This window comes from Flavobacterium sp. GSB-24, from assembly GCF_027924665.1.
In the GTDB taxonomy this organism is placed as follows: Bacteria; Bacteroidota; Bacteroidia; order Flavobacteriales; family Flavobacteriaceae; genus Flavobacterium.
In genome coordinates this window covers 4,898,563-4,918,971 of record NZ_AP027043.1, presented here as the reverse complement: position 1 = coordinate 4,918,971, position 20,409 = coordinate 4,898,563, and the positions used below count along the sequence as shown (strand labels likewise).

19 protein-coding genes are annotated in these 20,409 nt (G+C 32.8%); 4 read left to right on the top strand and 15 right to left on the bottom strand.

From position 1 onward, the window contains the following. Window positions 1-308: 308 nt before the first annotated feature. From QMG60_RS20755 to QMG60_RS20715, 9 genes are all read right to left on the bottom strand, one after another. Window positions 309-1,157, bottom strand: coding sequence for a neutral zinc metallopeptidase (locus QMG60_RS20755; RefSeq protein ID WP_134139956.1), 849 nt, complete (start codon window positions 1,155-1,157; stop codon window positions 309-311). Between the two features lie 135 nt (window positions 1,158-1,292). Further along, window positions 1,293-5,345 carry a PAS domain S-box protein gene (locus QMG60_RS20750; RefSeq protein WP_281866275.1) on the bottom strand — a complete coding sequence of 1,351 codons (4,053 nt, stop codon included), beginning with the start codon at window positions 5,343-5,345 and terminating at the stop codon, window positions 1,293-1,295. 87 nt (window positions 5,346-5,432) lie between these two features. Beyond that, window positions 5,433-6,227 carry a hypothetical protein gene (locus tag QMG60_RS20745; protein WP_057116662.1) on the bottom strand — a complete coding sequence of 265 codons (795 nt, stop codon included), beginning with the start codon at window positions 6,225-6,227 and terminating at the stop codon, window positions 5,433-5,435. Between the two features lie 118 nt (window positions 6,228-6,345). Next, the gene (locus tag QMG60_RS20740; RefSeq protein WP_057116661.1) at window positions 6,346-7,674 is read right to left on the bottom strand and encodes an aldehyde dehydrogenase; all 1,329 of its coding nucleotides are present in this window, start codon (window positions 7,672-7,674) and stop codon (window positions 6,346-6,348) included. A gap of 76 nt (window positions 7,675-7,750) precedes the next feature. Further along, on the bottom strand, window positions 7,751-8,440 hold the full coding sequence (locus QMG60_RS20735) for an RNA pseudouridine synthase (RefSeq protein WP_057116660.1): 690 nt from the start codon (window positions 8,438-8,440) through the stop codon (window positions 7,751-7,753). A gap of 62 nt (window positions 8,441-8,502) precedes the next feature. Beyond that, window positions 8,503-8,853 carry a four helix bundle protein gene (locus QMG60_RS20730; protein WP_057116659.1) on the bottom strand — a complete coding sequence of 117 codons (351 nt, stop codon included), beginning with the start codon at window positions 8,851-8,853 and terminating at the stop codon, window positions 8,503-8,505. Window positions 8,854-8,989: 136 nt separating this feature from the next. Beyond that, the gene (panB, locus tag QMG60_RS20725) at window positions 8,990-9,808 is read right to left on the bottom strand and encodes a 3-methyl-2-oxobutanoate hydroxymethyltransferase (RefSeq protein ID WP_057116658.1); all 819 of its coding nucleotides are present in this window, start codon (window positions 9,806-9,808) and stop codon (window positions 8,990-8,992) included. Window positions 9,809-9,858: 50 nt separating this feature from the next. Beyond that, window positions 9,859-11,052, bottom strand: a complete 1,194-nt coding sequence (locus tag QMG60_RS20720) for an SH3 domain-containing protein (protein ID WP_281866274.1) — start codon at window positions 11,050-11,052, stop codon at window positions 9,859-9,861. 121 nt (window positions 11,053-11,173) lie between these two features. Further along, window positions 11,174-12,601, bottom strand: coding sequence for an L-serine ammonia-lyase (locus QMG60_RS20715; RefSeq protein ID WP_281866273.1), 1,428 nt, complete (start codon window positions 12,599-12,601; stop codon window positions 11,174-11,176). Window positions 12,602-12,902: 301 nt separating this feature from the next. Here QMG60_RS20715 and QMG60_RS20710 point away from each other — a divergent pair, with 301 nt between their 5' ends. The 4 genes from QMG60_RS20710 to QMG60_RS20695 all read left to right on the top strand — a co-directional run bounded on the left by QMG60_RS20710 (window position 12,903) and on the right by QMG60_RS20695 (window position 16,312). After that, window positions 12,903-15,050 (top strand): cation:proton antiporter, encoded by a 2,148-nt coding sequence (locus QMG60_RS20710; RefSeq protein ID WP_057116655.1) that lies wholly within the window; start codon window positions 12,903-12,905, stop codon window positions 15,048-15,050. Window positions 15,051-15,166: 116 nt separating this feature from the next. Then, window positions 15,167-15,502: a hypothetical protein gene (locus QMG60_RS20705; RefSeq protein ID WP_281866272.1), complete on the top strand. Its 336-nt coding sequence runs from the start codon at window positions 15,167-15,169 to the stop codon at window positions 15,500-15,502. Window positions 15,503-15,504: 2 nt separating this feature from the next. After that, a complete protein-coding gene (locus tag QMG60_RS20700) occupies window positions 15,505-15,927 on the top strand; it encodes an SMI1/KNR4 family protein (RefSeq protein WP_281866271.1) in 423 nt (140 codons plus the stop codon). Between the two features lie 22 nt (window positions 15,928-15,949). Beyond that, the gene (locus tag QMG60_RS20695; RefSeq protein ID WP_281866270.1) at window positions 15,950-16,312 is read left to right on the top strand and encodes a glyoxalase; all 363 of its coding nucleotides are present in this window, start codon (window positions 15,950-15,952) and stop codon (window positions 16,310-16,312) included. Between the two features lie 69 nt (window positions 16,313-16,381). Here QMG60_RS20695 and QMG60_RS20690 read toward each other — a convergent pair whose 3' ends face one another. From QMG60_RS20690 to QMG60_RS20665, 6 genes are all read right to left on the bottom strand, one after another. After that, window positions 16,382-17,065, bottom strand: a complete 684-nt coding sequence (locus QMG60_RS20690) for a 2'-5' RNA ligase family protein (RefSeq protein WP_281866269.1) — start codon at window positions 17,063-17,065, stop codon at window positions 16,382-16,384. 6 nt (window positions 17,066-17,071) lie between these two features. Next, window positions 17,072-17,440, bottom strand: coding sequence for a DUF1801 domain-containing protein (locus QMG60_RS20685; RefSeq protein WP_281866268.1), 369 nt, complete (start codon window positions 17,438-17,440; stop codon window positions 17,072-17,074). A gap of 262 nt (window positions 17,441-17,702) precedes the next feature. Beyond that, entirely contained in the window at window positions 17,703-18,170 is a 468-nt protein-coding gene (locus tag QMG60_RS20680) for an SRPBCC family protein (RefSeq protein WP_134139965.1), read from the bottom strand. A gap of 114 nt (window positions 18,171-18,284) precedes the next feature. Then, entirely contained in the window at window positions 18,285-18,962 is a 678-nt protein-coding gene (locus QMG60_RS20675) for a porin family protein (protein ID WP_281866267.1), read from the bottom strand. Window positions 18,963-19,016: 54 nt separating this feature from the next. Further along, a complete protein-coding gene (locus tag QMG60_RS20670) occupies window positions 19,017-19,598 on the bottom strand; it encodes a TIGR00730 family Rossman fold protein (RefSeq protein WP_281866266.1) in 582 nt (193 codons plus the stop codon). A gap of 246 nt (window positions 19,599-19,844) precedes the next feature. Continuing rightward, window positions 19,845-20,372, bottom strand: a complete 528-nt coding sequence (locus QMG60_RS20665) for a GNAT family N-acetyltransferase (RefSeq protein ID WP_281866265.1) — start codon at window positions 20,370-20,372, stop codon at window positions 19,845-19,847. Window positions 20,373-20,409: the final 37 nt, after the last annotated feature.

The following is a 20,409-nucleotide window of genomic DNA, read 5'->3' as shown; positions in this document are numbered from 1 at the left end:
TGATTTATCGAAAAATAATACATCTTCTTCCCATCAAACGCTCCTATGGAGCGTATAACCGATTATCTAAATTTGATTCTACCAATGAGACATTCCTATGGAATGTATGTGATCGATTAAAACATACTATTGTTTTTCTACCGATGAAACATTCCTATGGAATGTATTTGTGAGCGATTAAAAAAATACCATTGTTCTTCTTGTTAATTCTAGCGACGAGACATTCCTATGGAATGTATTGTGTTCGATAAAAAAAAGCACAACTTTTAGGTTGTGCTTTCTGGTGGTTAATATATTTGGTTTATGTATTATCGAATTTCTTCAAATGTAGTTCCTTGTTTGATATCACCGGTTTTAAAACCTTTTTTAAACCAATACATCCTTTGTTCAGATGTTCCGTGTGTGAAAGAATCTGGAACAATTTGGCCCTGCATTTTACTTTGAATTGCATCGTCACCAACTGCATTTGCAGCACTTAATGCTTCGTCAATATCGCCCGTATCTAAATTTTCCTGATTATAATGTGCCCAAACCCCAGCGTAAAAATCTGCTTGCAATTCTAACGCAACAGATAATTTATTGGCTTGTGCTTCGCTTTTTCCTTCCTGTTCCTGACGCATTTTTGCAGATGTTCCTAATAAGGTTTGGATATGATGACCTATTTCGTGTGCAATTACATAAGCAATGGCGAAATCTCCGCCTTTAGCACCAAATTTGTTTTTTAATTCTTCAAAAAAAGCTAAATCCATATAGACTTTACGATCGCCAGGACAATAAAACGGACCAGAAGCAGATGATGCACCGCCGCATGCTGTTTGTACAGAGCCTCTAAAAAGTACTAATTTTGGTTTTTCATACGTCATTCCGTTTTCGGCAAAAATTTTGCTCCAGATGTCTTCGTTATCAGCTAAAACAACTTTTACAAAATTCCCCATTTCTTCATCTTCTTTGCTTAAGGGAACTGCAGTTTCAGTTTGTGATTGCCCGCCTTGCATTTGTTCTAGGATTGGTGCTATCTGCTGGCCGGTTTCTCCTCCAAATACATTAAGTAGTAAAACTATAATGCCAATAACACCACCTCCAGCGATTACTTTTCCGCCAGATAAACCTCTTCTGTCTTCTACATTATCACTTTGTCTTCTACCGAGCCATTTCATATTGAATTCTTTTTAAACTTATTATCAAATTGATTGTACGAATTTATATATTTTTTATGATAAATTTCACATTCGAAAGATTAATGTTTAAAAAATGTACAGAAATAATATGCTTATTTTTTGATACATTTAAAATTAGGTAAGCCATTTGATTAATGTCTCTTCGACACTTCCTTTCATGATTGGTTTTGAAATGTAGTCATCCATTCCAGCAGAAAGACATTTGTTTCTTTCGTCTTTTTCTGCACCAGCTGTAACCGCAATTATCGGAATATCACGGCCTTTTTTGGTGTTTCTAATGGCTCTTGCAGTTTCATAACCGTTCATAATTGGCATCTGAATATCCATAAAAACGATTGTTGGATTTATTTTTTCAAATTGCTGTATCGCTTCATATCCATTTTCGCATTCATGGATGTAAGCATTGTTGTAGAGATTTTTAATAATTGTTTTAAGTAAAAGCATGTTTACTTTGTTGTCTTCAACAATTAGAAATGTAATTTCATTATCGTTCCGTTCGATTTCTTCAGGATCCAATTCGATATTGAGACTTTTCAGTTCAGCATTGTATCGGTCACTAATACTTTGATTGCTTGTTTTTAGGTTTAAATCAAAGTAAAAATTGCTTCCTTCGTTAATTTTACTTTCAAGCTGTAGACGGCTTTCCATTAATGCAAGTAATTGGTTTGAAATGGTTAAACCTAATCCCGTTCCTCCAAATTTTCTCGTTGTAGAACTATCCTCCTGCGAAAAAGCTTTGAAAATTTTCTTCTGATTCTTTTCAAGAATACCAATTCCGGTATCGATTACCGAAAAGCGAATCACACAATTATTGTTTTTCTTTTTTTCTAAAACTGAGACATTTAATTTTATTGAACCTTCAGTCGTGAATTTTACTGCATTTGACAGAAGATTAATCAAAATCTGCTTTATTCTCACAATATCTGTCCAGATGTATTTGGGAACATCAGGATCGACGTTCAATTCGAGTTCCAAATTTTTCTGATTGGATTCGTAAACAATTAAATCGAAAACTTGGCCCAGAACTTTTTTGATATCATAAAGGTCAATAAAGAGTTCTAATTTTCCAGCTTCAATTTTAGAGAAATCCAAAATGTCATTTATAATTTCAAGCAGCGAATGCGCCGATTGATTGATAGTTGTCATGTATTTTTCCTGAATTTCTTCAAGGTCAGTTTTCATTAGTAAATGTGTAAAACCTATAATTCCGTTAAGAGGAGTTCTAATTTCGTGCGACATATTGGCCAGAAAATCCGACTTCGATTTATTGGCTGCTTCGGCTAATTGCTTGGCTTTTATAGCGTCTTCGATTTCTTTTTTATTGGTGATATCAAAATAAATACCGCCGACAAACTCAATTTCGTCATCTCTTTTAATTACGTCTCCAAATTCTTCAATCCAAATATATTCTCCAGTTTTACGTTTAATGCGATATACATTATGCAGAGGCATTCCCTTTTGCAGATTGTCGATTTGGCTGTTTATCACTTCTTCTTTATCATCATGATGAATTAAAGAAAGAAACGATAAATTGTTTTCTATAAATTCTGATTTAGAATATCCAGTTAAATTTAAAACTTCATCATTAAGAAATATTTTAGTTGAGAAAGCATCAAATTTGGATAGATAAACTGTGCCAGGAATATTGTTTGCTATTAATTTGAATTTTTCTTCGCTTTCAAGAATTTTAGTTTCATTTCGATTTCTCTCCAATGCAGAAGAAATGTTATTTGCTAAAACCTGAAAGATGTAAATTTCTTCATCAGACCATTTCTTTTCTTTCGTGCAATCATCAAAACCTATAAAACCAGTAAATATATCGTTAATATAAAGAGGCAATATTAAAATAGATTTGATTTCATTATTAATCAAAAGGGTTTTGAAAAATCCTTCGTCAAGTTTTCTGGTAAGTGTGTTTAGAATTTTTTTCTGTGCGGCTGCTTCGTAAATTTCCTTTAAATTTTCTTCAGTCATGTGACGCAAAGGCGTAATTTGATGCTCGATTCCTTCGCGGGACCATTTGTATTTTTGGCTGACGGTATTGTAAATTGGATCTTTTTCATAATAGTACATATGATCCACTTTGGCAGCTTTTCCAATAATATCGTACGTTTCTTGAAACATTTGCTGTGTGGTTTTACTCAGCAGAAATTTCTCGGTGCATAAGGAAAGGGCAGATAAAAGATGGCTTTTGAATTCTAATCTTCTTTCTGCTTCTAAGCGCATCTGAGACGAAATAGCCAGCGAAATGACATCAGATATTGTTCTCGCATAATTGATGTCTTCGTTGTCCCATTCGCGTTTTTTTTCGGTGCTTTCAAAACAAACCACACCTGCCAATTGTCCCGTTAAAAAAATAGGCACATCAAGCATTGATTTGATGTTATTCTTTGTAAAATATAATTTTTGAAATTCAGATGTTTCTAATTTATTAAATACATCAGGCGCATTTATAATCGCTTTATTATTTAAAGTTTCAAAATAAATTGGATACGATTCTTTATTTAAAATGTTTTTGTCAGTTAGATTTTGATTGTCAAGACTGAAAAGATTTTTACAAATAATTAAATCTTTATGATATTTCCAGAAGCTCACACGATTAGCATTGCTTATTGTTGCAGCCTCTTGTAGAATTAAATCAATTACAGTATTTAGTTTGTCGTATTTGCTGAAATCAGTCGTTGATAATTTTTTGGTCGAATTATTATAGGCTTCAATTTTTTTGAGACGTCTTTTTTTCTCGTTTTCTATATTCTTTTTTTCTGTAATGTCTCTTGCAATTCCTGAAAATCCTGTTGTTAATCCGAAGTCATTTCTGCGAACAATAATTTTTTGTGAAATCCATATTTCTTCTCCATTTTTCGTTAAAATCGGGATTTCAATTATCGGATAATTGTTTTCATTAAGCACTAAATTTTCGTAAAAGTCAACCGCACTTTTAATATAATTTTCGTGAATGAAATTAGAATAATGTTTCGAGATAATTTCATTTTCAGGATATCCCAGAATAGAGAAACCAAATTCATTTAAAAAAGTAAAATGTCCTTCGGCATCAATTTCAAAAATAATATCAGTTGCTGTCTGAATTAGGTTTTTATATTGATCTTGAACAATAATCTGCTCTGTAACATCCTGCCCAATACTGATAATTAAATCGTCAGAGAATTTTTTATCTTTCCATTGAATATATTTAAACTCGCCATTTTCACTTTTTAGTTTTCTAATGTAAAGTTTGTCTTCATGATTTTTAACGGGATTTGATTTTTCTATGAATTCTGAATCTTGTGTCAACTCCCAAAACTTTAATCCCATTACATCTTCGGGTTCATAACCTAAAATAGCAGTTACGGTTTCGCTGCAAAATAAGATTTCGCCTTTTTGGTTATAGGCAATTGTTAGAGAATTTCCTTTATGAACAATTTCGCTGGCAAATCTAAAATTGTCACGATTGTTTAATAAAACAGCATATTTTACTTGATTAATAATGAAAATTAGAATACAGAAATTAAGCAGTAAAATAGAAGATTTTATTGGAATTAATTGAAATATAATCGTCGTAATTAAAAAAGTAAAAGTTAAACCAACAAAGAGCCAATAAATTTTGATGGGTTTAAGGATACTGTACGAAAAGAAAAAAGAGATGAGGAAAACGATAATAGGAACAACATCATTATCAAGAGTTACGATGTTGAATCCTACGTATGCGATGTAAATGAAAAAAGAGAAAATAAAGATTTGCTGAATTTGATCTCTCAGCCATTTAATTTTGTCTGTAATTGCGTATATGATAAGTACACCAACACCAACTGAAACATTTACTATAAGTAGACTTTTGGGTCTAATTTTAAAAATTTCGTTGATGATTTCAATTACAATTACTGCAATACCAAAAAACAAAATATAAAGCTGATATTCTTTACTAATCGTATCTTGTTCTTTCTTTTTTTCGATGAAATATCCAATTTTAGCCTTAATCCTAAAAAACTGGTATACTAACAGCGAAAGAAATGCGAAGAGTGATAATCCTAATAAAATGAGTTTAGGATTATTGTAAAAAATAATATCATAGTTTACTACGTACCATCCTGTCATAATTGATTTTAAGGTATTACCAATGCTGGCAATTCCTGAAATAACCGAATTTAAAAAACTATAGTCAGCCGCCATAGAATTTGGATGTATTGGTTTAGTAAACAGCCTTTTGAGAATTCTTAAAAGAAGTGGTTAAGTTCTTTACAAATAAGAATTTCTATTTTAATCTAAATTAGATTTTCCAATTGAATCAATTGAATCCTCTTCTTCTTGTATTCCAAAAATGGCAAAATATGTAGCATAAATCATGGAGCTATTAAAAACGACCGTAAAGATAATTCCCACGCAGCACGCGAAAATACCAATCAGCGAACCAATAAAACCTATGATGAAAAATGCAAATATGTTAAGCGGATTTTTAGTAACAAGAGTAATGCTTGATTTTATGGCATCTAATGCACTCAAATTTCCGAAAACAATTAACGGAATTGATAAATACATAAAGAAAGAGACCATAAAAGAAATAACATTTCCAACATACAAAACGTCGAAGCTGTCAATAAAATTCGACAGAGCAGTTCCTACAAGAGCTGGAATAAACGCTGCTACAAAAATTTGTCCAAAATACGGACCTTTATAATAGCTGAAAATAGTAGAAACATTAAACTCGATATCTTTATCTGCACAATCTGCCATTTTTAGAAAACCTGCGCCAAAAGGTGCCGTAATTCCAGCTAATGCAGACACGGTAACAGTTTGAATTACAAGTTCTAATGCCGTAAGTTTTTGGTTTTCTAGATTTTCAAAAAAATCTTTCGTCATGCTTCCCACTCCAAAATAAGCAATTATTACTCCCATAAATACCATCGCAGCTATAATTGAAAAAACTAAGATAATAAGACCAGAATAAAGCGCAATTTTTTTATAGTTTTCGAAGGCGTGATTAAAAACTGTAGCAAAATCAAGGGAATAGCCATTTTTTTTAATGTCCTCAATTTGGGCAAGTGTAGATTTCATTTGGTGTAAAATTGTTTTATAGACTTGTAATATTTGATAAGTATCTTGACGTAAATATAATATTTTTAATCAATTCCGTATAAAAATCTATAAAACATTCCGAAAGGTTTTAACTAATTTAAAGCCAGTCTAAAATCCTTTTAATTGAAGCTAATTTTTCTTTGTAGGGTGCGTAGCGCATAGGTAAATCAAGCCAGTTTCCTTTTTTAACCATGGCTTTGTGATGCGAAAATGTGTCGAAGCTAAGCTGGCCGTGATATGCGCCGATTCCGCTGTGTCCAACACCACCAAAAGGAAGTCTTTTATTAGAAAAATGAACGACTGTATCATTAATGCATCCGCCTCCAAAAGAGTATTTTTTAATTAATTTTTTAGTAAATGAATTATTTTCACTAAAAATATAAAATGAAAGAGGTTTCTCATAACGGCTGACGACCTTTTCAATGTCATTTTCGTTTTCATATGTAAGAATTGGTAAAATAGGGCCAAAGATTTCTTCTTTCATAACGGGACTATCCAAATCTGGTTCTTCAAGTAAAGTTGGAGCGATATAAAGTTGATTTGCATCACTTTCACCTCCAAACAATACATTTTCGTTCTGGATCATATTGGTTAATCTGTACCAGTTTTTGATGTTGATAATGCGTGCAAAATCTGGCGATTTGTCAATTTTTTTTCCGTACGCTTTAATGATTTCTTCCATTAAGTAGGTAATAAAATTGACTTTCATGTTTTTCTGCACCATGATATAATCTGGAGCAATGCAGGTTTGTCCGGCGTTGATAAATTTTCCCCAGACAATTCGTTTAGCCGCTAGTTTTAGATCAGCAGTTTCGTCGACAATACATGGGTTTTTTCCGCCTAGTTCCAATGTTACTGGAGTTAAATTTTCGGCTGCAGCTTTTGCAACGATTTTTCCAACAGCAACACTTCCGGTAAAAAAAATGTAATCCCAGCGCTGCGCTAATAATTGATTAGAAACTTCAACACCGCCTTCGAAAACTTCGACGTGATTGATGTGAAATGTTTTCTCAATAATTCTCGCAATCACAGCAGAAGTATGCGGAGTAAGTTCTGATGGTTTTAAAGTAACTCTATTTCCGGCAGCTACAGCGGCAATTAGAGGGCATAAGGCTAATTGAAAAGGGTAATTCCAAGGAGCAATTATTAAAACGTTCCCATAAGGTTCTTTATAAATTTTATCAGTAGAAGGAAAGTTTAAAAGAGAAGGAAAAACGCGCTTAGGTTTAGCCCATTTATGAATGTTTTTAATAACATCTTTAAGTTCCGAAATAACATAACTTGTCTCTGTAACAACAGCCTCAAACTCTGGTTTTTTAAAGTCATCATACAAAGCTTTTATAATTAAATCTTCGCTTTTTTGAATGTTATACAATAACTTTTTCAGCGTTTCTTTTCTATACCCGATGTCACTTTTATAATCCATTTTACGATTAGCTTGTTTTTTACTCTATGCAAGTTAATCGATAAAAATTAAAAAAATAAGAATTAAATCATAAAAATCATACAGCATTCCAGATTGGATCCTCTGGAGTGGGAGCAACAATAGTGACATTTTCTTTAGAAACTGGATGCACAAAAGTGAGTTTTCTAGCATGAAGATGAATGCCGCCGTCAGGATTACTTCGATCTGCGCCGTATTTCAAATCGCCTTTAATTGGAGAACCAATCGCAGTTAATTGTGCGCGAATTTGATGATGACGCCCAGTGTGCAAATTGATTTCCAGTGCTGTATAATTTTGAAGTTCTTTGATTATGGTATAATCTAAACTAGCCAGTTTACTATCTGGAACTTCTTTTAAATGCGCTTTTGAAGTATTGTTTTTTTCGTTTCTTTTTAAGTAATGAACCAATTTGGCAGAGGCTTCTTTTGGTTTATTTTTCACAACCGCCCAATATGTTTTTTTCGTTTCACGATTACTGAACAATTCGTTCATGCGTGTCAATGCTTTACTCGTTCTTGCAAAAACAACAATTCCAGTTGTTGGACGATCCAAACGATGAATCACTCCTAAAAAAACATCTCCAGGTTTATTGTATTTTTCTTTAATGTATTCTTTTACAATATCAGACAATGGTTTGTCTCCTGTTTTATCTCCCTGTACAATATCGCCAACACGTTTGTTAACCACAATTATGTGATTGTCTTCGTGTAGAATTTGGAGATTGTTTTTGTTAGAAAGAATTTTCATTTTTAGACTAGCTTAGATTTTTAGATTTTAGACTTCTTAGACTGGATTTTTTTTGATAAGTTTTACAGCAAAGTTGCTCTAAATCTTGATGTCATTTTTGTTATTTCTTCAAGTAAATTTATTAATTCGGTTGTACTTTCTTCATTTATAAATCCTAAATCAGAAGAAATTAGAAGTTGTGTTTCTACTTCATAAGCAGAACCAATTGCGATTTCTAAAAACCTAGCAAAATCTTTGTTAGAATTTCTCGAAGAACCTTCTGCAATATTTGAAGGAATTGATACAGATGCTCTTCTCAATTGATTAATTATTCCAAACTTTTCTTCATTGGGAAATGTGGCTGTTATAGAATAAATCTTAGAACAAAATAACCTGCTTTTTTTCCAAATCAAAAGCTCTTTAAATTGATGCATTTTTAAATAGTTGATAGATTTTGGTAAAGACTTTAGATTGTTAGAATGAGACTTCTTAAGACTTGGTCAAATGAATAAAAGTAAGACAAAGTTCTAAGAAGTCTAAGTCAGTCTAAAAATCTAAGCTAGTCTAATTTTAGTACTGTTCACTAGCATTAGGAAAATCACTAGACTTCACATCAGCAGCATATTGACCAATTGCTTGTGTCATTTGTTCGTAAAGATTTAAGTAACGACGTAAGAAACGCGGACTAAATTCATTATTCATTCCTAACATATCGTGAATAACCAAAACCTGACCGTCAACACCGCCGCCGGCACCAATTCCGATAACAGGAATAGAAATGCTGTCTGCTACTTTTTTAGCAAGATCAGCAGGTATTTTTTCAAGTACAACTGCAAAACATCCCACTTTTTCAAGCATTTGAGCATCTTCAATCAGCTTTTCTGCCTCCTCTTCCTCTTTGGCGCGAACGCTGTAAGTTCCAAATTTGTAGATCGATTGAGGAGTTAAGCCTAAATGGCCCATAACTGGAATTCCAGCATGTAATATTTTTTTGATTGATTCTTTAATTTCTTTTCCGCCTTCTAGTTTAACTGCATGTCCGCCGCTTTCTTTCATGATTCTGATTGAAGAACGTAAAGCTTCTTTAGGATCGGATTGGTAACTTCCAAAAGGTAAATCGACTACCACTAAAGCTCTTTCGACAGCACGAACTACAGACGAAGCATGATAGATCATTTGATCTAGCGTAATTGGCAGTGTCGTTTCGTGACCAGCCATAACATTTGATGCCGAATCACCAACTAAAATTACATCAACACCTGCAGTGTCAACAATTTTCGCCATTGTATAATCATACGCAGTAAGCATAGAGATCTTTTCTCCGTTGCTTTTCATTTCAATTAATGACTTTGTTGTGATTCTTTTATAATCTTTTTTTGCTACTGACATTTTATTTTTTTTTGATATTGTAAAAGTATTGAATAATTGTAAACTGGGAATCAGCAATAATAGAATATTTCGACAGAAAATAGCTTTCCGTTTTTAAATTCTAATCTAAATTGACTGTCTTCCATTATGATAGAGTATATGTGCGGTGATTTTAACGAAGCTTCAATATAAGTTCCATATTTTTCAATGAAAGCTTTTTCAGACAGCGTATGATCTAAAACTGCATTTTGATTTAGTAAAAATTTGTTGTTTTCGTTGATGAAAACTTTAATGATTTCGGCTTTGTTTTGTTTCTCATCTACAGAAACTTCCAAATCTGGATAATAATAAACCAAGTCACTTAAGTAAAGACCGCACTCGTCTGAAATACGAGTTTTCTTGGGCGGATTTCCAAATGTTTTAACCAGATCAGCCTGCGATATATAAACAGATTTTGTTTTAAATCCTTTTAACGAATATTGAGATTTCTGGATAAAAGCAATAATTTCTTCTGGCTGTTTATGTTTGGATAAGGCTTTGGCTAAAGCCATATTCAATTCTGTTTCAGCTATTAATTTAGGATCATTTATCTGCTTAACCACTTCATAATATCTTTGATACGCTGGAACTAAGCTGGAATAATCGCTGTTCCAAGCCAATTCTACAATTCTTTCGCTCAATGTTTTACGCTCGGCAATCGCATTAATATCTAATTTATCAAAGTCTTTTATTAAAGCATTAAAATTAGGTCTTGAACCGAGAAATTTTCTCAGTGTAAATTTGGCATATTCTTCAGAAAAACTACCGTTAATATTTACCCATTCGTCTGGATTTACAGGAAGATAATTTACCGCAGCAGGATCGCCGGTAAAAAGAATTTCTCTAATTTTTGAATTTTTATCTGGTAATGCCCTTGCTTTGAGTCCAGCTGCTAAAACAAAAAGGTGATTGCTGCCGTAATAAGCATCGCCGCCTTCAAGAATTGGGTTTTGAGGATCTTTAGTTTTTACATCTTTAGCATTCAGTCTTGTTGCTAAAAATTTCTCTTCAATAAATCCTTCATTAAAATTATCGGCTTGTACTTTTTGCCAGCCATTTTGACTTTCACCCAACAAACGAACTTCTGCACCGTATTTAAAATAACCTAAAAAAACAGCAGAAGAATTTGGAGAAGTGTATAATCTTGTATCAGAATTTAGAAAATAACGTTCCTGGGAATGCAGTAAAAGCGAACAGAAAAAAAGTAAAAAGTAAAGTTTTTTCATGAAGTTGATTTTGGTTTTGCCACAAATTACACGAATTTACACGAATTTACACGAATTTTTCACGAAGTGAATAAAAAATGAATTCGTGTAAATTCGTGTAATTCGTGGCAAATAAATATTTTTAACAATCAGCCATATTAACAGCAATTGCAAGTCCGCCTTCTGAGGTTTCTTTGTATTTGGAATTCATGTCTTTTGCTGTTTCCCACATGGTATTAATTACTTTATCCAATGGTACTTTAGCATTTTTAGAATCAGTTTCTAAGGCTAATTCAGCCGCATTTATAGCCTTTATAGCACCCATTGTATTTCTTTCGATACAAGGAATCTGAACCAGACCGCCAATTGGATCGCAAGTCAAGCCAAGATGATGTTCCATCGCAATTTCTGCAGCCATTAAAACCTGAGCAGGAGTACCGCCCATTAGTTCGCAAAGCGCCGCTGCGGCCATTGAAGACGAAACGCCAATTTCTGCCTGACATCCGCCCATTGCAGCTGAAATTGTAGCACCTTTTTTGAAAATGCTTCCAATTTCGCCGGCCACTAATAAAAATTGTTTGATTTCTTTTTCGCCTGCATTGTGGTTTTCAATAACCATATAATACATTAGAACAGCAGGAATTACACCAGAACTTCCGTTGGTTGGAGCAGTAACCACACGGCCTAAAGACGCATTTACTTCGTTCACGGCAAGTGCAAAACAGCTAACCCATTTTAGGATCTGGCGAAATTTAACTTCCGTTTTTCTTATTTCTTCCAGCCAGCTTTGCGGATCATTATAATTGGATAAACCGATAAGATTTTGATGCATGTCAAAAGCTCTTCTGCGCACATGTAGTCCGCCTGGAAGAATTCCTTCAGAATGACAGCCAATGTACATACATTCTAACATCGTATTCCAAATACGCATTAATTCAGAATGCACTTCTGCTTCAGGACGCATTGAAATTTCATTTTCATACACAATTTCAGAAATCGATTTGTTTTCAGAAATTGTATAATTTAATAATTCCGCAGCTTTCTGAATTGGATATGGAAAAGCACATTTGATAACTTCTTTTCGTTTAGCATTTATGCGTTCTTCTTTTACCACAAAACCGCCCCCGATAGAATAAAAGGTTGATTCATATTCGGAATTATCAGCTTTGTAAGCCGTAAATTTCAATCCGTTAGCATGGAAAGGAAGGAATTCTTTGTTGAAAACAATATCTTGGAGAAAATAAAACGGAATCACTTTTTGGTTTCCCAAATTGATTTCATTTGTAGTTTCGATCTTTTTGATAATTTCAGCAATATCCTCAACTGGAATATATTCAGGATCCTGACCGCTCAATCCGAGCATAACGGCAAGATCTGTTGCGTGCCCTTTTCCAGTTAAAGAAAGAGAACCGTATAAATCAACTTTTACCCTTGTAATATCTTCTAAAATTGCTTCGTCTTTCAGTTCTTCCAGAAAGCGTTCCGCAGCGCGCCAAGGACCCAAAGTGTGTGAGCTTGAAGGGCCAACGCCAATTTTAAGCATATCAAAAACAGAGATACATTCTTCCATTGTTCAATTTTTGTTAAGACAAAGATAATTGAATAATGCAATGAAGATTTATTTTTGAATGTTAATCTTGCGTATTTGTTAAAATAAATATTAAATTTTAATAATTCAGCAACGAAATAAATTTAAATCCGTAATATGCAGTTTTCGTAGAAAGTTCGTGTTTTTTAGGTATTTTTGTAGTAAATCAAGCTGTGAAAATCAGCGCGATTCTTTCCAATTATTAATACTTCAGGGATTTTGTTCTAATTCTGAAAAATGTCTTTTTACAAATTATAATGCCACAAGAAGATAAAGTTACAATATGATAGAATTTTTCAAACATCTATTACAAGAATTCGAATTACCGCTCACCAACCCCGTGTTAATTTTTTCTTTAATACTTTTTATAATTCTGCTTTCGCCGATTTTACTAAAAAAAATTAATATCCCCGGAATCATCGGACTTATTATCTCGGGAGTAATCATCGGGCCGCACGGATTAAACATTCTGGCCAAAAATTCTGCTGTCGATTTATTTTCTACAATCGGACTTTTGTACATCATGTTTATTGCGGGTTTAGAATTGGATATGAATGAATTCAAAGCCAATCGAAATAAGAGTTTATTATTCGGTTTTTTTACTTTTATATTTCCGCTCTCTATAGGTTTTCCAGTTTGTTTTTATTTGTTGAAATATGATTTCAATGCCAGTTTTTTAACCGCCAGTATGTTCGCGACGCACACATTAGTGGCGTATCCAATTGTGAGTAAACTGGGAATTGCTAAAAATCAAGCCGTTGCTATTACAGTCGGCGGAACAATTTTGACTGATACTGCAGTTTTGATAATTCTTGCTGTAATTATGGGAAGCAGTCAAGGGAATCTAAATCAAGCTTTTTGGATCAAATTAGGGGTTTCATTGGCGATTTTTTCTGCCATAATGTTTTTGGTTATTCCAAGAATTGCCAAATGGTTTTTCAAAAAATTAGAAAGTGAAAAACACGCCCATTATATATTTGTACTTTCTGTTGTTTTCTTTGCAGCTTTCTTAGCCGAAGTAGCAGGAGTAGAGCCTATTATCGGAGCATTCGTCGCAGGTTTGGCGCTAAATCCGTTAATTCCGCATTCTTCTGCTTTGATGAATAGAATTGAGTTTATTGGGAACGCTTTGTTTATACCATTTTTCTTGATTTCTGTTGGAATGCTGGTTGATGTAAGCGTAATTCTTAGCGGCCCAACCGCTTTGATTGTTGCTGGAACTTTAAGTGTTGTTGCCATATTTGGAAAATGGATTGCAGCATTTTTTACACAGCTTGTATTTAAATATACTAAAACCGAAAGACAGCTTATTTTCGGATTGAGCAGTGCGCACGCAGCCGCAACTCTAGCCGTGATTTTAGTTGGATTTAAAGCCAAAATCTTAGACGAAAATATCCTTAACGGAACTATTATTTTAATTCTGATAACTTGTATCGTAGCTTCATTTGCAACTGAAAAAGCGGCCAAAAAAATTGCGATCTGTGAAGAAGAAATTTCACATGAAGATACTGGAAGAGATCAAATTTTAGACGAACATATTTTGATTCCGCTGGCGAAAACTTCTGCAGCAGCCAGTTTGCTTGATTTTGCTTTATTGATTAAAGATAAAAAATCATCTAATCCTGTTACACTGCTGACGATTGTTCCGAATAACGGTCAAGCCGAAAAGAATATTTTGAAGTACCGAAAAGCAGTTGATAAGTTTGTGGTTCAGGCTTCTGCCTCGGAAGTAAAAATTAATACAATTGCCAGAATCGATCACAATCCTGCAAGTGGAATTGCGAGAACTTCAAAAGAAATTATGTCGGATATTGTGATTGTAGGATGGCCGAGAAAAACAGGATTTATTGATAAAATCTTTGGAGAAAACGTTGATTCAATTATTAATAACGTTGACAAAAGTTTATTCATCTGCCGTTTTCAAAAGAATTTTATCGAAGAAAAAAGGTTAGTTTTTGTTTGTCCGCCATTTTCAGAAAGAGGAGTTGGTTTTCATTTACTGCTTCAGAAAATTTGTCGTTTATCACAGGAATTAAGTATTTCGATTGTGCTTTATGCCGAATATAAAACACATGAAACTATTCAGCAGATTGCTAATAATTTGAAGTTGAATGCTAAATTAGGGTTTAAAAATGTTTCGGATTGGGAAGATTTTGAATCTATTTCTGATGAAATGAAATCAACAGATTTAGTGGTTTTCAATCTATCTCGAAAAGGTTCTGTTTCTTATCAATCGATTTTTGATAAACTGCCTCAGAAGTTTGAAAAGTCTTTTGGAGAGAATAATGTAATTTTAGTTTATCCGCAAGACGACCGTAAAGAAAGCGCGATGGACGCTTACGAAGATTTTACAGCATCTCCATTGGCAAAAGGTATCGAGGCTATCGAACAAATTGGACGTGGTTTGGGAAGTATTTTGAAGAAGAGTTAAAACTTATTTCTTATGAAATACAGTACAGTTATTTTTTCGTTCTTTCGGTTATTTTTATAAGTTGTAAAGAGAATAAAATCCAGCAAAAATCAAAATCGGATTCTTCGGTTAAGAAATTGAAAAAAAGTGAACCAGCAGAAAATTTCGACGAATTCAATAAAAAGTTTCATTCAGATTCCGTGTTTCAGGTTTCAAGAGTTGATTTTCCTATTGAAGGGAAACATGTTTCTGGTTTTGAACAATACGACTGGAATAGAAAAAACTGGCAGTTTCAAGCTGTTCCTGTAGCTGAAAAAACTGAAATTGGAGAATATCAACATTCTTTAGTACAAACGGATACTTTAATTACAGAAAGATTTTGGATTCCAGACAGTGGTTTTGAAGTCGAAAGACAGTTTAAATTGATTGGAAATAAATGGTTTTTAATTTATTATAACGACATAAATTTATAGTAATGGAAGTGTTGAACGAGATTTTAAGAAAGTATGATTTTTCTAAAAGGGAGTCTAAATCTTCTATACAAATTGAGGATATTCAGGCGCATTTAAAATTCGATCTTCCAGAAGATTATGTTTTTTATATAGAGAATTATTTAGGAATAGATCAATTTATTGGAGTTGAGTTTATAAAACTTTGGAGTTTAGAAGAAATAATTGATGCAAATTTAGAGTATCATATATTTGAGCGATTACCGCAAACACTGGCTATCGGAACTAATGGAAGCGGTGAGTTTATTGGAATTGAATTTGAAGACAATAATTCTGTAAAAATTATTCTTTCTCCTTTTATTGATTTAAATAGCAAATATCATATCGAAATTGGAAATTCCTTTACTGATTTTTTTGATCGACTAGATAAAGGAATTGAATGGTTTTAATAAAGTATAAAATCTAAAAAAAATGAATCACAACGTAAAGTCAATTCGACCATTTATTGGTGCTAAAAATTTTGAAGTTTCAAGAAGTTTTTATCGTGATCTAGGATTTGAAGAAACAGTTTTAGACACAAAAATGTCTGTTTTTAAATCCAATGAAATTGCATTTTACCTGCAAGATGCTTACGTCAAAGATTGGATTGATAATACTATGATTTTTATTGAAGTTGATGATGTTGAGCGTTATTATAATGATCTTCAAGTTTTAAATCTTCCTGAAAGGTACGACGGGGTAAAATTAACTCCGATTCGTTATTTAGATTGGGGAAGCGAATGTTTTCTGCATGATCCGTCTGGAGTTTTATGGCATTTTGGAAAGTTCAAATAAACTTTGAAGAGTTGCTTGTTAGTTGAAATAAATAATTAGTGCAAATTAGTGGAATTCGCGGCGAAAAAATCACCTCAAACCAAAATCACCCAAAATACGCGTAGTACTTTTACGCTGATACCAATCATTATATACTAATTCTATATTTTTTACATCAAATTCTCCAAAATCGTAATCACGGAATTTTTCTGTTATTTCCATTAGTTTTTTGGGATCATGAAGTTTTTCCTGAAAACGCATTATCGTAGAATGCGCGGCGAAAATTTCATATCGACTGTCTATACTCTGTTGTAAACCAGAATTTTTAAAATTTTCGCGAAGTCTCTTTCTTAAATTATTCAAAGTATCATCAGATGGAAATCCTTGAATCATAATTGCCGAAGGTGAGGCAGTTACACCTTTGTAGTGAATTTTAATTTTATCTACATCAACCAAACTCCTGCATATAATTTCAATGTATTCGTTTGGCGAAATCTGACTTAAATGAAATGCTGTAGAACAAGAAATAATCGACATTACCGTAATATGAATATCAGAATCAGGATAGAAATATTGTTCTGGTTCGGCTTTTCTTAATTCGTTTATAAAAGTTTGAATGTTCTCTTTTATTTCTTCGTTTGGACGAATAAGCAATGTAATCCCGAAACGGGAATCAGATTCGTTTTTAAGTTCTGAATCAATACCATAGTTCCCTGCTGCAATAGTTTGAGAAGAGGTTTTATAAAGTTGATTATAATGTTCAATTAAATTCATAAAGGCTTATTTCTTTTTCGCTTTTTCGAGATTTTCTTTCACTCTGAATTTTACAATTTTGGTTATCAAATCATAAGGTATTTTTTCTTTCAATGGAAATTGAACAGAGCCTTTCCCGGATTTATATTTAGAAAGTTCTGCAGCAAAAGCTTCATGTCCGCTTGGCAATGCGTAAAGTCCGATATGATTTTTAAAAGCAGCAAAATAAACTACAATCCCGTTCTGTTCAAAAGCCGGCATCGAATAACTGATTTTTTCCTTGGCTTCTGGTGCAGCTTTTTGAATCGTCATTCGAACTTTCTCCAAAATTTCCTGAACTTCATTCGGAAATCCGCCAATGTATTCGTCTATGTTTTCAGGTTTTTTAACTTCCATTGTGTGTTGTTTTTTTAGTTTCAGGTTTCAAGTTTCTCAAGCAAGCTTGAAATTAAAATCAAAATATGCCTTTTATTTTTAACGCAAAGTGCGCTAAGGTATTTTAATTACGAGACTTGGGAGAAACCTATATATTAAGTTCGCAAAGCTTTGTCTGTAAAAAAAATAAATAAAGCTTTGTGAACTTTCCATTTTAAAGACCCTCCAAAAAACTTCTCGAACTTTGCTAAAAACCTTTGTGTTCTTTGCGTTTAAATAACCCTCAAGCAAGACCTTTCGGAAAACGATCTAAAACTAGATTTAATTGTAAGTTATGCTCTAAATACGCTTTTGCACCTGCTAAAACCAAAGTAAAACCTTCTGTAGAATTGCGAACCTGATCGATTATTTTATCTGTATCACCATGAAAGCCTGAATTTGTAATACTCACAAAAGTTTCATTTTCGTTTAACGGACTAAAAACCCATTCTACTAAAGTAATTTCGTCTGGATTTCCCCATTCAATAACAATCTTTTTATTTTCCTGTAAAACCAATGTTTGAACCGTAAGCGAAAAACCATACATTTCCCAAGTCCATTCTGTTTTTTGGTTTTCTTCCAGCTTTCCTGAACCTTTGGTAAACCAAAATTTGCTAGTAATCTGTGGATTTACAAAAGCCTCAAAAACTTCTGAGACTGGTTTCCGAATCAGCATTTCAGCTTTTGCAAATTTGTTGTTTTCTGTTTTCATTTGTTTGAAGGTTAGATGTTATAAGTTCTATGTAAAACAATATTTTACAGTCAAACTTCAATTTTTTCTTCCGACCTCTAAATTATGAAATTGCTGTAGTAAAAATGTCAAAAATTAATTAAAAGTGTAACCTACTAATAAATTAAGTGAGTTGGTTTTTATAGAACCATCGTTTATAACTGGAGTGTCAGAAATATTTGTTAAGCCTAGATTTTCTCTTAATTCAATATAAATTTGATTAATACCATTTAATTTAAATTCTTTTCCAATTCCTGCTGAAAAACCAAAATCTATAGATTTTTTATTTTTTGTGTCCTCATCATTTTCATTAATTAAACCTGGAATATTTGAGTTTGATTTTAGACCAGATTTAAGTAAATAACCTAAATAAGGTCCACCATTTATGTAAAAACTTTTATCTCCAGAGAAATTGTATTTTAACAAAATAGGAAGTACGATATAATTTAAATATGCTGTTGTTTTAAATTTATAAGTTCCAAATGGTTCTGTTGGAAGCGTTGGTTCTAATACTTCGATTGTACCTTTCGAAATCTGAGTTTTTCTCTCATAATTCAAATCTGCTTTTATCGATAAATTTTCTTGAATTTGATGTTGAAAAGAAAATCCTAATACGTAAGCGAAACCAGGATTGTTGTCTACATAAGAATCGTAACCTCTAAGGCTGGAGTAGTTTAAACCTCCTTGTATTCCGAATTTAACTTTTGAATCTTGTGCCGTTGTTTTGAAAGTAATTAAAGAAATGATAAATAATAATAAAGTAATTTTCTTCATGTTTTTTGGTTAGTTAATTTTGGTTGAATGTTTTACAGTATTTTTAAAAAGGTTTTAAACTTCCTTTTTATCAATCCATTTTCCAACTGTTGGAGGAATGTAATTTTTCATTTGGTTCAATAAATCTTCTAAATCCTCACTCACCAAAAGCATTTTTTGATTTACCTCTTTCAAAAGACCTTTTTCTGTCATAGTTTCAAGCAATTCTAAAAGTGAATCGTAGAAACCATTGACGTTTAAAATTGCAATAGGCTTTTTATGAAGTCCTAATTGTGCCCAAGTCAGCATTTCGAAAAGCTCTTCAAGAGTTCCAAAACCACCCGGAAGCGCAATTACACCGTCGCATAATTCATTCATTTTGGTTTTGCGTTCATGCATACTTTCAACCAAAATCAATTCGGTTAAGCCTTGATGTGCAATTTCTTTAGATCTTAAGAAGTTAGGAAGAACGCCAATTACTTTTCCGCCTGCATTTAAAGTTCCATCGGCAACTGCGCCCATCAAACCTACATTAGCACCTCCATATACTAATTCTATATTTTGTTCGGCTAAAGTTCTACCCAATGCAATTGCTTGTTCTTCGTAAATTTTATCAGTACCAAAACTTGAGGCGCAGAAAACTGTAATTCTTTTCATTTTTTTTTTGGAGTTATGGGTTGTGGGTTGTGGGTTAAGGGTTATTAGTTAAGGGTTATGAGTTATGGGTTATGAGGTTTTGAATTATGAGTAGTGGGTTATGAGTTATGGGTTATGGGTTATGAGGTTTTGAATTATGAGGTTTTGAATTATGAGTAGTGGGTTATAAGCTGTGAGTTTGGGTTAAACGCCACAATAATTAGCCGATGACTCTAGTTTGATTTCTAACTTCTAACTCATAACTCATTAACTCTTCTTAAGTTCATATTCAAAGTGGGGCAAATTTATCCCATTATTAACAACTACCATTGTATTCGTTTTTTGCGCTCCCAATTTTAAAACGGCTTTCTGCGAACGGAAATTTTCTGCTGCAACATGAAATATTATCGAATTTATATATTGAAAAGCATAATCAATCAATAGTTTTTTACAAGATTTATTATAAGGTCCGCCCCAAAATTTTCTTGCTAAGAAAGTATATCCAATCGCAATACTTGAGTTTTCTGGTTTATAATCGTAATAACGGGTAGTTCCTATAATTTCATTGGTTTGCTTATCTAAAATTAAAAAAGCACCCGTAGAATTTATTCCTGTTTCAAAAAAGGTTTTAAAACCTTTTCTGTTACTTCTGTCTTTTGCAGGATGCTGTTCCCAAATTAAAGGATCTGAAGCAACTTTGAACAGCTCTTCAAAATGACTTTCTTCTAAAGGAATTAATTTTACGATTTCATCTTCTAAAAAATCGGGTTGTAAGTTGAAATATGGTTTTGTCATTTTTTGAAGTTTTATAGTTAGTTTTTAATTGAGATCG

Excerpts from the sequence above, each read along its gene's own strand:
- QMG60_RS20755 (WP_134139956.1), bottom strand. The coding sequence starts at position 1,157 with ATGAAATGGCTCGGTAGAAGACAAAGTGATAATGTAGAAGACAGAAGA.
- QMG60_RS20750 (WP_281866275.1), bottom strand. The coding sequence starts at position 5,345 with ATGGCGGCTGACTATAGTTTTTTAAATTCGGTTATTTCAGGAATTGCC.
- QMG60_RS20745 (WP_057116662.1), bottom strand. The coding sequence starts at position 6,227 with ATGAAATCTACACTTGCCCAAATTGAGGACATTAAAAAAAATGGCTAT.
- QMG60_RS20740 (WP_057116661.1), bottom strand. The coding sequence starts at position 7,674 with ATGGATTATAAAAGTGACATCGGGTATAGAAAAGAAACGCTGAAAAAG.
- QMG60_RS20735 (WP_057116660.1), bottom strand. The coding sequence starts at position 8,440 with ATGAAAATTCTTTCTAACAAAAACAATCTCCAAATTCTACACGAAGAC.
- QMG60_RS20730 (WP_057116659.1), bottom strand. The coding sequence starts at position 8,853 with ATGCATCAATTTAAAGAGCTTTTGATTTGGAAAAAAAGCAGGTTATTT.
- panB (WP_057116658.1), bottom strand. The coding sequence starts at position 9,808 with ATGTCAGTAGCAAAAAAAGATTATAAAAGAATCACAACAAAGTCATTA.
- QMG60_RS20720 (WP_281866274.1), bottom strand. The coding sequence starts at position 11,052 with ATGAAAAAACTTTACTTTTTACTTTTTTTCTGTTCGCTTTTACTGCAT.
- QMG60_RS20715 (WP_281866273.1), bottom strand. The coding sequence starts at position 12,601 with ATGGAAGAATGTATCTCTGTTTTTGATATGCTTAAAATTGGCGTTGGC.
- QMG60_RS20710 (WP_057116655.1), top strand. The coding sequence starts at position 12,903 with ATGATAGAATTTTTCAAACATCTATTACAAGAATTCGAATTACCGCTC.
- QMG60_RS20700 (WP_281866271.1), top strand. The coding sequence starts at position 15,505 with ATGGAAGTGTTGAACGAGATTTTAAGAAAGTATGATTTTTCTAAAAGG.
- QMG60_RS20695 (WP_281866270.1), top strand. The coding sequence starts at position 15,950 with ATGAATCACAACGTAAAGTCAATTCGACCATTTATTGGTGCTAAAAAT.
- QMG60_RS20690 (WP_281866269.1), bottom strand. The coding sequence starts at position 17,065 with ATGAATTTAATTGAACATTATAATCAACTTTATAAAACCTCTTCTCAA.
- QMG60_RS20685 (WP_281866268.1), bottom strand. The coding sequence starts at position 17,440 with ATGGAAGTTAAAAAACCTGAAAACATAGACGAATACATTGGCGGATTT.
- QMG60_RS20680 (WP_134139965.1), bottom strand. The coding sequence starts at position 18,170 with ATGAAAACAGAAAACAACAAATTTGCAAAAGCTGAAATGCTGATTCGG.
- QMG60_RS20675 (WP_281866267.1), bottom strand. The coding sequence starts at position 18,962 with ATGAAGAAAATTACTTTATTATTATTTATCATTTCTTTAATTACTTTC.
- QMG60_RS20670 (WP_281866266.1), bottom strand. The coding sequence starts at position 19,598 with ATGAAAAGAATTACAGTTTTCTGCGCCTCAAGTTTTGGTACTGATAAA.
- QMG60_RS20665 (WP_281866265.1), bottom strand. The coding sequence starts at position 20,372 with ATGACAAAACCATATTTCAACTTACAACCCGATTTTTTAGAAGATGAA.